The organism is Streptomyces sp. NBC_00873 (genome assembly GCF_045207415.1).
GTDB lineage: Bacteria > Actinomycetota > Actinomycetes > Streptomycetales > Streptomycetaceae > Streptomyces.
On record NZ_CP108803.1, the window covers coordinates 3,160,967 to 3,174,049 of the forward strand.

The following is a 13,083-nucleotide window of genomic DNA, read 5'->3' on the forward strand; positions in this document are numbered from 1 at the left end:
CTACAAACCATCGGGGTGCCACGCCGCCCAGGACGTCACGGTCTCGTGAGGATTGTGCGTGTTCGGATGGACGCCCTCTACACCCGCGGCAGGGAGTCTGCGGCGATTCCACCCTCGATGGCCAGAATGCGGTGCAGCCGGGTCGCCACCAGCAGGCGCTGCATCTGCGGCGGCACTCCGCGGAGCACCAGCCGCCGCCCGGCCCGCCCGGCCCTCCGGTGTGCGCCCATGATGACGCCCAGTCCGGTGGCGTCCCAGGAGTCCAGCTCGGTCAGGTCGAGCACCAGGTCGCCGACTCCGTCGTCGAGGGCGGAGTGCAGGACCGTACGGGCGTCCGCCGCGCTCCGGACGTCGAGGCGGCCCCCGACGACCAGCTCGGTGTGGTCGCCCCTGATGTGCATATGCGCTCCCCGGGAATACTCCATGGACGGTCCGTCTGTCTGTTCCTGCCCCTGCTCCGTCTCTGCCACAACTGACTGTGCCGGCCACAGGGAAGTTGCCGTCTGTAAGCGAACCGATACCGAATTCACTCCGTGGAGTGACATCGGCCCGCTGAAGGTCCACCGCAGCCGGGAGCCTCCCCCGGCTCCCCCGGGCCTGATCGACGGCAGATCAGGCACCCGGGGGCCGAAAGCGATCAGTAGGTGTAGAAGCCCTGCCCGCTCTTGCGGCCGATGTCACCTGCATCGACCATCCGGCGCATCAGCTCCGGTGCCGCGAACTTCTCGTCCTGCGACTCGGTGTAGATGTTGGACGTGGCGTGCAGCAGGATGTCGATGCCGGTCAGGTCCGCCGTCGCGAGGGGGCCCATGGCGTGGCCGAAGCCCAGCTTGCAGGCGATGTCGATGTCCTCGGCCGAGGCAACACCCGACTCGTACAGCTTGGCGGCCTCGACGACGAGCGCCGAGATCAGCCGGGTGGTGACGAAGCCGGCGACGTCACGGTTGACCACAATGCAGGTCTTGCCGACGGACTCGGCGAACTCACGTGCGGTGGCGAGGGCTTCATCGCTGGTCTTGTAGCCGCGTACGAGCTCGCAGAGTTGCATCATCGGGACCGGTGAGAAGAAGTGCACGCCGACGACGCGCTCCGGGCGTTCCGTGACAGCCGCGATCTTGGTGATCGGGATGGCGGAGGTGTTGGAGGCGAGGACGGCGTCGTCCCGCACGATCTTGTCGAGGGCCCGGAAGATCTCGTGCTTGACCTCGAGCTTCTCGAAGACGGCCTCGACGACGACGTCCGCGTCGGCGACGGCGTCGAGATCGGTGGTCGTGGTGATGCGGGCCAGCGCGGCGCCGGCGTCGGCCGCCTCCAGCTTCCCCTTGGAGACGAACTTGTCGTACGAGGCCTTGATGCCGTCGCGACCACGGGTCAGGGCCGCGTCGGTGACATCACGCAGCACGACGTCCCAGCCCGCCTGGGCGGAGACCTGCGCGATACCGGACCCCATGAGTCCGGCCCCGATGACTGCGAGCTTCCTGGCCACGTTCGCACCCCTTTGTGTTCGGCCCCGACGGCCGTCGTCCGCGACGACGGTCCGGACGGATTCTTAACGGTTGTTCACATGCTCTCCGGCGGAGATTAGTACCCGTGAGGCGCGCTGGGGCGGCGAAGAGATGCGCGTCACGTCTCACATGACGGACATCACATCGGGACGCGTCATTCGGCAGCGCGTCGCGCGTAGTTGAGCACCTTGTCCCCGAGCACGTCCTCCATCTCGTCGAGGAGGACGAGGGCTTCGCGGGACACCTCGGCGGGCTTGCGGCCGGCGACCATCTCACGGCCGATGTGGCCGAGCAGGGTGGAGTGGACCCAGGAGAGCTGACCGGCCACCAGCAGGGGCAGCGGGCCGCCGGAGCCGGCGCCTGCCTCCTCGCGCAGGGTCGTCTCCAGGTGGACGAGCGCGTCCTGCTGGATGTACCAGAGGCGGGCCTTGAGGCTGTCGGCGTCGTGGACGACCCGCATGAAGCGCTCGTACCCCTCGATCAGGCCGACCGTCGGCGAGACGCTTTCGACCTGGATGCGCAATTCACGCAGGACGGCGTCGGCCGCGGACTCGCCCCGGCCGCGGCCGCGCACGTACCGCGAGAGGCGGCCGACGATATCGCTGCTGCGGTCGAGGAACAGGTCCTCCTTGGTGGGGAAGTAGTTGTAAACCGTGTTCACGGAGACGTCCGCGGCCTGCGCGATCTCGGCGATGGTGACCGCGTCGAAGCCGCGCTCCAGGAAGAGGGCGGTGGCCACGTCCGAGAGGTGCTGTCTGGTCTGCCGCTTCTTCCGCTCCCTGAGTCCCTCTGCCACAGCGCCATCCTAGCTTCGCTGGCTTAATTTTTGGAGTCATTACAAACTTTCATGGACTCTGTTTTTCTGGTGCCATGCCAGTCATCACCGCAACCGGGCTCGCCCGGACCTGCGCGACCGGACGCGTCCCCGTCGAACCGGACGTCCTTGGGTGGGGCCTCCCCTGCTCGAACGAAGCTGAGAGCTTGGGGAAGGAGCTACCAGGGCTTTTGGCCGACGCGGCGAGCGGGCGTGCCGGGCAGTGCGACGGGGCGGAGCTTGCCGGGATGGGCACTAGGCTCGGCCGCATGGTCAATCTGACGCGCATCTACACCCGTACCGGCGACCAGGGCACGACCGCCCTCGGTGACATGAGCCGCACCGCCAAGACCGATCTGCGGATCTCGGCGTACGCCGACACCAATGAGGCCAATGCCGTCATCGGTACGGCGATCGCGCTCGGGCAGCTGCCGGAGGAGGTCGTGAAGGTCCTCGTCCGTGTGCAGAACGACCTGTTCGACGTGGGTGCGGATCTGTCGACGCCGGTCGTCGAGGAACCGAAGTACCCCCCGCTGCGGGTCGAGCAGCACTACGTCGACCGGCTGGAGGCGGACTGCGACCACTTCCTGGAGCAGCTGGAGAAACTGCGGTCCTTCATCCTGCCGGGCGGTACACCGGGGGCGGCGCTGCTGCACCAGGCGTGCACGGTGGTCCGGCGGGCCGAGCGGTCCACCTGGGCGGCGCTGGAGGTGCACGGCGAGGTGATGAACGCGCTGACCGCGACGTACCTCAACCGCCTCTCCGACCTCCTGTTCATCCTCGCGAGGACGGCGAACAAGGAAGTCGGCGACGTGCTGTGGGTACCGGGCGGGGAGCGGTAGGACGGGGTCCCTTCGGCCCGTCCGGCGGGACAACGTCGGCCGGACGGGACCGGCCCCCTACCGCTCCGCCTTCGCCCGCTTCGGGAACACGGTGTAGCTCACGGCGATGATCAGGTTGATCCCGATCACGAAGAACATCATCTGCTGCCAGGACCGCAGCGACCCCACGTCCCCGTCCCCGCCCACGTACCGGATGGCCCCTTCCAGCAGCGCCAGCGCGGTCACCGCCGCGAGCACCCACCGCGCCGCGACCCGCCACTCGTGGACCGCCCTCGGCATCCCGTACTTCGGCGGTTTCACCGGCGGCGGGCCGCCTGCGAACCGGTGGGCGACGCGGACGTCGACCCACGTGATGGTCGAGTGACCGAGTCCGACAGTGAAGCCGATGTACACCGCGGCCAGTCCGTGCCTCCAGTCCGGCTCGGCGCCGTTCTTCAGGTCGATGGCCGTCACCACCAGCAGCGCGAGCTCCAGCAGCGGCTCGCACAGCAGCAGTGCAGCCCCGAGCCTCGGCTTCTTCGCCAGGTACCGCATCGCGAGTCCCGCGGCCAGCAGCACCCAGAAAGCGATCTCGCAGAGCACGATCAGCGTGACGATCACGGCACTTCTCCTCCCGGTCCCCTTCATCCTGCTTGCTCCACCTGCGCGCTTCATCATCGCCAGTGACGAGCCGCGACTGCATCCTTCGATGTAGTCGCGGCTCGCTCCGGGTACAGAGGTCCGCGGCGCGACGGCCGTGTTGGATGGGGGGGTGCTCCTTCCTGCCCGCCCGCATCGCCACGACGTACTCATCGCGGTCATCGGGCTGTTCAGCGGTGTGTCCCTGGCGACCGTCGGTCTGCATATGCAGTCCGGCCGGCTCTTCGACTCCCTGTGGGCCACGCTGCCGCCGCTCGCGGTGATGTCGGCGCTGGAGCTGCTGCGCAGATCGGCGCCCCAGACGGCGCTGGTCATCGGCACGCTCACGCTGATGGCCGATCAGTTCACGCCGGGGAATCTGGCGACCGCGCTGATGTTCACGGACCTTGTCTACGCGGCGGTGGTGTACGGGTCCCCGGCCGCCGCCCGCCGGATCCCGGTGACCACGTTCCTCATCACGGTCGCCGTCACGATCGGGTTCCTCGCCTGGTTCCGCAGCGCCGAGGCGCTGCCCATCGGCATCGTCACCGGCCTGGTCTCGTTCGGGCCCGCGATCACCGGGGTCAGCGTGCGGAACCACCGGGACGCCGCGGAGACCGCCCGGCTGCGCGCCGAACAGACGGCGCTGCTGGCCGAGATGGACCGGGCGCAGGCGGTGACCGCCGAACGCGCCCGGATGGCCCGTGAACTGCACGACATGGTCGCCAACCATCTCTCCGCGATCGCCATCCACTCCACCGCGGCGCTCTCCATCGACGAGCCCTCGACAACCTGGGACGCGCTCGGCGTCATCCGGCAGAACAGTGTCGAGGGGCTGGCCGAGATGCAGCGGCTGATCGGGCTGCTCCGTACCGGGAGCGAGGCGGCGGAGCCGAGCGTCGCGCCGACCCTGGCCGCCTTGGACACACTGATCGAGCAGACCCGCACGGTCGCCGCGTCGAGCGGGCTGACCTGCACCCTCGAGGACACCCGCACCAAGCCGGACGCACTGCCGACGCCGGTCGAGCTGGCCGCGTACCGGATCGTCCAGGAGTCGCTGACGAACGCGCTCAAGCATGCCGCGCCGGGCCCGGTGGGGGTGCGGCTCGGGCGGGCCGGACAGCTGCTGACGGTGGAGGTCACGAGCGTGCTCGGGGACCGCCCGGGGCCGCGCGCACCGGGGTCGGGGGCAGGCCTGGTCGGGATGCAGGAGCGGGTCGCCCTGCTGGGCGGCGAGATCGCGGCGGGTCCCGTCACCACCGGGGACGGGCCGAGGATATGGCGGGTGCGGGCCGAACTGCCCGTCGAGGAAAGGACGGTGAAGGGATGACGATCCGGGTACTGGTGGCGGAGGACCAGTCGGCCGTGCGGGCGGGGCTGGTACTGATTCTGCGCAGCGCGCCCGATGTCGAGGTGGTCGGGGAGGCACCGGACGGTGAGGCGGCGGTGCGGCTGGCCCGTGCACTGCGCCCGGATCTGGTACTGATGGACGTGTCGATGCCCCGGCTGGACGGGGTGTCGGCGACACGGCAGGTGGTGTCGGAGGGGCTGGCCGATGTGCTGGTGCTGACGACGTTCGATCTGGACGAGTACGTCTTCGGGGCTCTGCGGGCGGGCGCCGCGGGTTTTCTGCTGAAGAACACCGAGGCGCATGAACTGCTCGAAGCGGTACGTACGGTGGCGCGCGGCGAGGGCATGATCGCCCCGGCCGTGACGCGCCGACTGATCGCGGAGTTCGCCGGGACCGCCCCGGCGCAAGCGGCCGGCGCACCCGATCCTGCGGCCCTCGACGCACTGACGCGACGCGAGCGCGAGGTGCTGGGGTGCCTGGGCCAGGGGCTGTCGAACGCCGAGATCGCGGTGCGGCTCTCGATGGCGGAGGCGACGGTGAAGACGCACGTCAGCCGATTGCTGGGGAAGCTGGATCTGCGGAGCCGGGTCCAGGCAGCGGTGCTGGCACAGGAGTTGGGCATCTGAGGTTGAGAACCGATCTATGGTCCAGACCTCTTGACGGTTGGTCCAGACCTTCCTAATCTCACCGAGCACACTGCGGTGAGCACGCCATGACAAGGCGGGCTCAGGGCGGCGCAGGGTTTGCAGTCCGCGGACCACCCCCGTTTGTCCGGACCTCACCCGAGGAGCACCGTTGAACACCGAAACCCCCCTACGCCGAACCGGATTCGGATTCGGCCCGGCAACCACCACCACCCGCACGAGAGCGATGGCAGGCCTCACCGCGCTGCTGCTCCTCCTCGCCGCGATGGTCGGACTGGCCGCCCCGGCCCAGGCCGCCACCTCCGCGACTGCCACGTACCTCAAGAAGACCGACTGGGGCACCGGCTTCGAGGGCCAGTGGACGGTGAAGAACACCGGCGCCACCGCGCTCAGTTCCTGGACCATCGAGTGGGACTTCCCCTCCGGCACGTCGGTCACGTCCGCCTGGGACGCCACCGTCACCAACTCCGGAACCCACTGGACCGCCAAGAACGCCGGCTGGAACGGTTCGGTCGCCCCCGGCGCCAGTGTCAGCTTCGGCTTCAACGGCGCCGGTCCCGGCGCCCCCACCGGCTGCAAACTGAACGGTGCCTCCTGTGACGGCGGCAGCGTCCCCGGCGACGACGCACCCTCCGCTCCCGGGACCCCCACGGCGAGCTCCATCACCGACACCTCGGTGAAGCTGAGCTGGACGGCAGCCACCGACGACAAGGGCATCAAGAACTACGACGTGCTGCGCGACGGCGCCGTGGTCGCCACGGTCACCGGTACGACGTACACCAACTCCGGTCTCACCGCGGGCACCGACTACTCGTACACCGTCCAGGCCCGTGACACGGCCGACCAGACCGGTCCGGTCAGCGGCGCGGTCAAGGTCCACACCACCGGTGGCGGCGGCAACCCCGACCCGGGCACCGGCGGCAAGGTCAACCTCGGTTACTTCACCGACTGGGGTGTCTACGGCCGGAACTACCACGTCAAGAACCTGGACACCTCCGGTTCCGCCGCGAAGATCACACACATCAACTACGCCTTCGGCAACGTGACCGGCGGCAGGTGCGCGATCGGTGACGCCTACGCCGACTACGACATGGCGTACACCGCCGACAAGTCCGTCGACGGCGTCGCCGACACCTGGGACCAGCCGCTGCGCGGCAGCTTCAACCAGCTGCGCAAGCTCAAGGCGAAGTACCCGAACATCAAGGTCCTGTGGTCCTTCGGTGGCTGGACCTGGTCCGGCGGATTCGGCGAGGCGGCGAAGAACCCGGCCGCGTTCGCCCAGTCCTGCTACGACCTGGTGGAGGACCCCCGTTGGGCCGATGTCTTCGACGGCATCGACATCGACTGGGAGTACCCCAACGCCTGCGGTCTGACCTGTGACACCAGCGGCCCGGCCGCACTGAAGAACATCACCACCGCACTGCGCTCGAAGTTCGGCAGCAACAACCTGGTGACGGCCGCCATCACCGCCGACGGCTCGGACGGCGGCAAGATCGACGCAGCCGACTACGCCGGCGCCGCCCAGTCCCTGAACTGGTACAACGTGATGACGTACGACTTCTTCGGCGCGTGGGCGGACAAGGGCCCGACGGCCCCGCACTCGCCGCTCACCTCGTACAGCGGCATCCCGCAGGCCGGCTTCAACGCGTCCGACGCGATCACCAAGCTGAAGGCCAAGGGCGTCCCCGCCTCGAAGCTGCTGCTGGGCATCGGCTTCTACGGCCGCGGCTGGACCGGCGTCACCCAGGACGCGCCCGGCGGCACCGCCACCGGCGCGGCCCCCGGTACGTACGAGGCGGGCATCGAGGACTACAAGGTCCTCAAGACCAGCTGCCCGGCCACCGGCACGATCGCCGGCACGGCGTACGCGCACTGCGGCACCAACTGGTGGAGCTACGACACCCCGGCCACCATCGCGTCCAAGATGACCTGGGCGAAGGGCCAGGGCCTGGGGGGCGCGTTCTTCTGGGAGTTCAGCGGCGACACCAGCAACGGTGAGCTCGTGACCGCGATCAACAGCGGCCTGAAGTAACCCCCTCGATCCCCTTCGGGATCGGCGCACGACCCCGGAAAGCAGCCGGGGAGACAGGTCCGCTCCCTGTCTCCCCGGTTTTCGCTGTGCTGTGCTGCTGTCCGTGTCGTGCGTGGCGTCCGTGCCGGCCTGCTGTTATGAGCCTGAGAGGCTGTCGGGCGACGTTCACCCTGTCCCGGACATCGCCCGGGGGCCCCTTCGAGCGAGGCCCGTCTCAAGCAACATTGACTCGCTGGCCGGGCGGAGCCGCCTCCAGCCAGGCGAGGAAACCGGTCAGGGCGTCCTCGCTCATCGCCAGTTCCAGGCGCGTCTCCCGGAGGAGACAGCCGAGCACGACGGCGTCGGAGAGCAGCGCGAGCTCCTCCTCGCCCTCGGGCAGCCGTCGGTCGACCACCTCGATCGCGGAACGCTCAAGGATCCGGCGGGGCCGGGGAGCGTACGAGAAGACGCGGAACCAGTCGATGCGGTCGCCGCTGTAGCGCGCCACGCCGTACACCCAGCCCTTGCCCGAGATGTCGGGCTCGGCCGACACGTTCCACCGCACGCTGCAGTCGAAGGTCCCACCGGACCGCTGGATCAGCCGCCGGCGCAGACCGAAGACGAAGAGACCCACCGCAACCAGTACGACGACCAGGCCGCACACCCACAAAGCGAGGACCATCTCCACCGACCTCCTCGCATCGTCGAGTAACGGATACCACCCGGACTGCACCTGCACCTGCACCTGCATCGCCTCAGCCGCGGCACGGTCTGGAGAGTTCCAGCTCGGGCCGCGGCTGAGGGTAAAGACATTCGGCGGGGTGCCTAACGCACCGCCACCGCGCGGATTCGCACATCGGCGCGACGCTCGGCGGCGTCGTCCGCGTCCGACTTCGCACGCTCCAGCGCACGCTCGGCGCGCTCGACATCGATCTCGTCCGCCAGCTCGGCGATCTCCGCCAGCAGCGAAAGCTTGTTGTCCGCGAACGAGAGGAAACCGCCGTGCACAGCCGCAATTACGGTTGAGCCCTCGCTCGTACGGATCGTCACCGGGCCCGACTCCAGCACACCGAGAAGCGGCTGGTGACCGGGCATGACGCCGATGTCGCCGGACGTGGTACGCGCGACGACCAGGGTGGCCTCGCCGGACCAGACACTGCGGTCCGCGGCGACCAGCTCGACGTGCAGCTCAGCAGCCAAGAGTGGCTCCTCGGGTCACCACCCGGCCGTTGGAGCCGGGTGTTGGGTCAATTCTACGGGGCGTGGTGAGGGGGACGGGACGCACCCGCCCCCCTCGGTGAGCCATGGGCTCAGGAGACGCCGAGCTCCTTGGCGTTGGCCTTGAGGTCCTCGATGCCACCGCACATGAAGAACGCCTGCTCCGGGAAGTGGTCGTACTCACCGTCGCAGATCGCGTTGAACGCGGCGATCGACTCCTCGAGCGGCACGTCCGAACCGTCCACGCCGGTGAACTGCTTGGCGACGTGGGTGTTCTGCGACAGGAAGCGCTCGACACGACGGGCACGGTGGACAACGAGCTTGTCCTCCTCGCCCAGCTCGTCGATACCGAGGATCGCGATGATGTCCTGGAGGTCCTTGTACTTCTGGAGGATCCCCTTGACACGCATGGCGGCCTCGTAGTGGTCCGCCGCGATGTAGCGCGGGTCCAGGATGCGGGACGTCGAGTCCAGCGGGTCGACCGCCGGGTAGATGCCCTTCTCCGAGATCGGACGCGACAGAACGGTCGTCGCGTCCAGGTGGGCGAAGGTGGTCGCCGGGGCCGGGTCGGTCAGGTCGTCCGCGGGGACGTAGATCGCCTGCATCGAGGTGATCGAGTGACCGCGGGTCGACGTGATGCGCTCCTGCAGCAGACCCATCTCGTCGGCCAGGTTCGGCTGGTAACCCACTGCGGACGGCATACGGCCGAGCAGCGTGGAGACCTCGGAGCCGGCCTGGGTGTACCGGAAGATGTTGTCGATGAAGAAGAGCACGTCCTGCTTCTGCACATCGCGGAAGTACTCCGCCATGGTCAGACCGGCCAGCGCGACACGCAGACGGGTGCCCGGGGGCTCGTCCATCTGACCGAAGACAAGCGCCGTCTTGTCGATGACGCCCGAGTCAGCCATTTCCTCGATGAGGTCGTTGCCCTCACGGGTGCGCTCGCCGACACCGGCGAACACCGACACACCGTCGTGGTTGTTGGCCACGCGGTAGATCATTTCCTGGATCAGAACGGTCTTGCCGACACCGGCACCACCGAACAGACCGATCTTTCCACCCTTGACATACGGGGTGAGAAGGTCGATGACCTTGACGCCGGTCTCGAACATCTCGGTCTTCGACTCGAGCTGGTCGAAGCTGGGCGCCTTGCGGTGGATCGGCCAGCGCTCGGTGACCTCGGCCTCGGCCTCGGGCTTGTTCAGGATCTCACCAAGGGTGTTGAACACCTTGCCCTTGGTCATCTCGCCGACCGGCACCGTGATGCCGGAACCCGTGTTCGTCACCGGGGCCTGGCGGACCAGACCGTCGGTGGGCTGCATCGAGATCGCGCGGACCACGCCGTCACCGAGGTGCTGGGCGACCTCGAGCGTCAGCTTCTTGAGCTTGCCGTTCTCGGCCGGGTCGGCCACCTGGACGGTCAGCGCATTGTAGATCTCCGGCATTGCGTCGACGGGGAACTCCACGTCGACGACCGGGCCGATGACCCGGGCGACGCGGCCCGTGGCAACGGCCGTCTCAACTGTGGTCGTCATTACTTGTCACTCCCCGCGGTCGCGTCGGCCAGCGCACTGGCACCACCGACGATCTCGCTGATTTCCTGGGTGATTTCGGCCTGGCGGGCCGCGTTGGCAAGCCGGGAGAGGCTCTTGATGAGATCTCCGGCGTTGTCGGTGGCCGACTTCATCGCGCGGCGGCGGGCAGCGTGCTCGGAAGCAGCGGCCTGCAGCAGTGCGTTGTAGATACGGCTCTCGACGTACCGCGGAAGCAGGGCGTCGAGGACGTCCTCCGCCGACGGCTCGAAGTCGAAGAGCGGCAGGATCTCGCCCTTGCCCTCTTCTTCCTTCGTCGTGTCGAGGCTGAGCGGCAGCATCCGGTTGTCCACCGGGTTCTGCGTCATCATCGACACGAACTCCGTGAAGACGATGTGCAGCTCGTCCACGCCGCCCTCGGCGGTCTCCTGGGTGACCGCTTCGATCAGCGGGGCCGCAGCCCGCTTCGCATCCGCGTACGTCGGGCTGTCGGTGAAGCCGGTCCACGAGTCCGCGATCTTGCGCTCACGGAAGCCGTAGTAGGCGACACCCTTGCGGCCGATCACATACGTGACGACCTCCTTACCCTCACCGCGCAGGCGCTCGGTCAGCTGCTCCGCCGCCTTGATGGCGTTGGAGGAGTAACCGCCGGCCAGACCGCGGTCGCTCGTGATGAGCAGGATCGCGGCCCGTGCCGGAGCGTCGGCCTCGGTGGTCAGCGGGTGCTTGGTGGTGGAGCCGGTCGCCACCGCGGTCACCGCACGGGTGAGCTCGGTCGCGTACGGCGTCGACGCCGCCACCCGGCGCTGCGCCTTGACGATGCGCGAAGCGGCGATCATCTCCATCGCCTTGGTGATCTTCTTCGTGGCGGTGACGGAGCGAATGCGGCGCTTGTAAACGCGAAGCTGAGCGCCCATCGATCAGCCCTCGCCCAGAAGCTTGCCGTCCGAGGTCTCGAACTGCTGCTTGAAGGCGGCGACCGCGTCGGCAACCGACTGCAGCGTGTCGTCGGACATCTTGGCGCCCTCGGCGATGCTGGTCAGGAGGTCCTTGCGCTCGCGGCGCAGGTACTCCAGCAGCTCGCTCTCGAAGCGACGGATGTCCTCGACCGGGACGTCGTCCATCTTGCCGGTGGTGCCGGCCCAGATGGAGACGACCTGCTCCTCGACCGGGTACGGGGAGTACTGCGGCTGCTTCAGCAGCTCGACCATGCGCTTACCGCGCTCCAGCGACGCCTTCGAGGCCGCGTCCAGGTCGGAACCGAAGGCGGCGAACGCCTCCAGCTCGCGGTACTGGGCGAGGTCGACACGCAGACGGCCGGAGACCTGGCGCATCGCCTTGTGCTGGGCGGAGCCACCGACACGGGAGACCGAGATACCGACGTTCAGGGCCGGACGCTGACCGGCGTTGAAGAGGTCGGACTCCAGGAAGCACTGGCCGTCGGTGATGGAGATGACGTTGGTCGGGATGAACGCCGACACGTCGTTCGCCTTGGTCTCGACGATCGGGAGGCCGGTCATCGAACCGGCGCCCATCTCGTCGGAGAGCTTGGCGCAGCGCTCCAGCAGACGCGAGTGCAGGTAGAAGACGTCGCCCGGGTAGGCCTCGCGGCCCGGCGGACGGCGCAGCAGAAGCGACACGGCGCGGTAGGCGTCGGCCTGCTTCGAGAGGTCGTCGAAGATGATCAGGACGTGCTTGCCCTGGTACATCCAGTGCTGGCCGATGGCCGAACCGGTGTACGGCGCCAGGTACTTGAAGCCGGCCGGGTCGGACGCCGGGGCGGCGACGATGGTCGTGTACTCGAGCGCGCCGGCCTCTTCCAGGGCACCACGCACGGAGGCGATGGTGGAACCCTTCTGACCGATGGCGACGTAGATGCAGCGCACCTGCTTGTTCACGTCGCCCGAGCGCCAGTTGTCGCGCTGGTTGATGATCGTGTCGACGGCCAGAGCGGTCTTACCCGTCTGACGGTCACCAATGATCAGCTGACGCTGGCCGCGGCCGATCGGCACCATGGCGTCGACGGCCTTGTAGCCGGTCTGCATCGGCTCGTGCACCGACTTACGGACCATGACGCCAGGGGCCTGCAGCTCGAGGGCGCGGCGGCTGTCGGTCGCGATCTCGCCGAGACCGTCGATCGGGTTGCCGAGCGGGTCGACGACGCGGCCGAGGTAACCCTCGCCGACGCCGACGGAGAGCACCTCACCGGTGCGCTGCACCGGCTGGCCCTCTTCGATGCCGCTGAACTCGCCGAGGACGATCGCACCGATCTCGCGCTCCTCGAGGTTGAGGGCGAGACCGAGGGTGCCGTCCTCGAACTTCAGCAGCTCGTTCGCCATGGCCGAGGGAAGACCCTCGACCTTTGCGATGCCGTCGCCGGCAACGCTGACCGTACCGACCTCCTCGCGCGAGGCCGCGTCCGGCTTGTACGACTGGACAAAGTTCTCCAGCGCGTCCCGGATCTCCTCCGGCCGGATCGTGAGCTCCGCCATCTGGGTTCCCTGCTCTCCTTGTTGGGCCCGAAGTTTCTTAAGGGGGTCTGGGGGCC

Annotated in this window: 13 protein-coding genes; 4 read left to right on the forward strand and 9 right to left on the reverse strand. The window is 68.3% G+C overall.

What is annotated here, in order from left to right; genetic code table 11:
* Positions 1 to 77 precede the first annotated feature (77 nt).
* The 3 genes from OH809_RS14095 to OH809_RS14105 all read right to left on the reverse strand — a co-directional run bounded on the left by OH809_RS14095 (position 78) and on the right by OH809_RS14105 (position 2,301).
* Entirely contained in the window at positions 78 to 401 is a 324-nt protein-coding gene (locus tag OH809_RS14095) for an STAS domain-containing protein (RefSeq protein WP_266981423.1), read from the reverse strand.
* Positions 402 to 637: 236 nt separating this feature from the next.
* Positions 638 to 1,486: a 3-hydroxyacyl-CoA dehydrogenase family protein gene (locus tag OH809_RS14100; RefSeq protein ID WP_406422082.1), complete on the reverse strand. Its 849-nt coding sequence runs from the start codon at positions 1,484 to 1,486 to the stop codon at positions 638 to 640.
* A gap of 173 nt (positions 1,487 to 1,659) precedes the next feature.
* Complete coding sequence (locus OH809_RS14105; protein ID WP_406422081.1) at positions 1,660 to 2,301, reverse strand: TetR/AcrR family transcriptional regulator; 642 nt, start codon at positions 2,299 to 2,301, stop codon at positions 1,660 to 1,662.
* Between the two features lie 287 nt (positions 2,302 to 2,588).
* On the opposite strand from OH809_RS14105, the gene OH809_RS14110 reads away from it, so the two are divergent.
* Positions 2,589 to 3,161, forward strand: a complete 573-nt coding sequence (locus OH809_RS14110) for a cob(I)yrinic acid a,c-diamide adenosyltransferase (RefSeq protein ID WP_266981430.1) — start codon at positions 2,589 to 2,591, stop codon at positions 3,159 to 3,161.
* 57 nt (positions 3,162 to 3,218) lie between these two features.
* Here OH809_RS14110 and OH809_RS14115 read toward each other — a convergent pair whose 3' ends face one another.
* Positions 3,219 to 3,761 carry a hypothetical protein gene (locus OH809_RS14115; RefSeq protein WP_406515168.1) on the reverse strand — a complete coding sequence of 181 codons (543 nt, stop codon included), beginning with the start codon at positions 3,759 to 3,761 and terminating at the stop codon, positions 3,219 to 3,221.
* A gap of 151 nt (positions 3,762 to 3,912) precedes the next feature.
* On the opposite strand from OH809_RS14115, the gene OH809_RS14120 reads away from it, so the two are divergent.
* The 3 genes from OH809_RS14120 to OH809_RS14130 all read left to right on the forward strand — a co-directional run bounded on the left by OH809_RS14120 (position 3,913) and on the right by OH809_RS14130 (position 7,806).
* Positions 3,913 to 5,109, forward strand: coding sequence for a sensor histidine kinase (locus OH809_RS14120; RefSeq protein ID WP_406515169.1), 1,197 nt, complete (start codon positions 3,913 to 3,915; stop codon positions 5,107 to 5,109).
* Complete coding sequence (locus OH809_RS14125; RefSeq protein WP_406515170.1) at positions 5,106 to 5,756, forward strand: response regulator; 651 nt, start codon at positions 5,106 to 5,108, stop codon at positions 5,754 to 5,756. The genes OH809_RS14120 and OH809_RS14125 overlap by 4 nt, the downstream gene beginning before the upstream one ends.
* 169 nt (positions 5,757 to 5,925) lie before the next feature.
* Positions 5,926 to 7,806 carry a glycosyl hydrolase family 18 protein gene (locus OH809_RS14130; RefSeq protein ID WP_406515171.1) on the forward strand — a complete coding sequence of 627 codons (1,881 nt, stop codon included), beginning with the start codon at positions 5,926 to 5,928 and terminating at the stop codon, positions 7,804 to 7,806.
* 214 nt (positions 7,807 to 8,020) lie between these two features.
* On the opposite strand, the gene OH809_RS14135 is transcribed toward OH809_RS14130, so the two are convergent.
* The 5 genes from OH809_RS14135 to atpA all read right to left on the reverse strand — a co-directional run bounded on the left by OH809_RS14135 (position 8,021) and on the right by atpA (position 13,027).
* Positions 8,021 to 8,467 carry a DUF2550 domain-containing protein gene (locus OH809_RS14135; protein ID WP_406422076.1) on the reverse strand — a complete coding sequence of 149 codons (447 nt, stop codon included), beginning with the start codon at positions 8,465 to 8,467 and terminating at the stop codon, positions 8,021 to 8,023.
* 143 nt (positions 8,468 to 8,610) lie between these two features.
* A complete protein-coding gene (locus OH809_RS14140) occupies positions 8,611 to 8,985 on the reverse strand; it encodes a F0F1 ATP synthase subunit epsilon (protein ID WP_406422075.1) in 375 nt (124 codons plus the stop codon).
* A gap of 110 nt (positions 8,986 to 9,095) precedes the next feature.
* Entirely contained in the window at positions 9,096 to 10,538 is a 1,443-nt protein-coding gene (gene atpD, locus OH809_RS14145; protein ID WP_406515172.1) for a F0F1 ATP synthase subunit beta, read from the reverse strand.
* A complete protein-coding gene (locus tag OH809_RS14150) occupies positions 10,538 to 11,452 on the reverse strand; it encodes a F0F1 ATP synthase subunit gamma (protein WP_406515173.1) in 915 nt (304 codons plus the stop codon). Before OH809_RS14150 ends, atpD begins: the two co-directional genes overlap by 1 nt.
* A 3-nt stretch (positions 11,453 to 11,455) precedes the next feature.
* Entirely contained in the window at positions 11,456 to 13,027 is a 1,572-nt protein-coding gene (gene atpA, locus OH809_RS14155; protein WP_124716362.1) for a F0F1 ATP synthase subunit alpha, read from the reverse strand.
* Between the last annotated feature and the right edge of the window lie 56 nt (positions 13,028 to 13,083).